The organism is Paraclostridium dentum (genome assembly GCF_012922555.1).
In the GTDB taxonomy this organism is placed as follows: domain Bacteria; phylum Bacillota; class Clostridia; order Peptostreptococcales; family Peptostreptococcaceae; genus Paraclostridium; species Paraclostridium dentum.
Genome location: NZ_WIPK01000216.1, coordinates 1 through 302, shown reverse-complemented (window position 1 = coordinate 302; position 302 = coordinate 1). Strand labels below are relative to the sequence as shown.

Genomic DNA, 302 nt, shown 5'->3' with positions numbered 1-302 from the left:
GGCTGTTTATCAGCTGCACAACTTTTCCATCTCTTTCTTCTCGTCGTTCTTGGAAGGAGATGTTGTATCAGTCAAACTGGACAACAGTGCCTCTGGTGCTAGCGTTGTGGCGATAGACAACAAGATCGAGCAAGCCATGGATCTTGTAAAGAACCACCTGATGTATGCAGTCAGGGAGGAAGTGGAGATCTTGAAAGAGCAGATCAAGGAGCTGGCTGAAAAGAACAACCAGCTGGAGCGCGAGAACAGCCTGCTGAAGAACTTGGCGAGCCCGGAGCAGCTGGAGAAGTTCCAGTCACGAC

General features: G+C 50.3%; 1 protein-coding gene. It reads left to right on the top strand.

What is annotated here, in order from left to right:
• Window positions 1-49: 49 nt before the first annotated feature.
• Window positions 50-302: coiled-coil domain-containing protein (locus GFJ41_RS21415; protein WP_170076068.1), on the top strand; the 253-nt coding region annotated here is incomplete at its 3' end.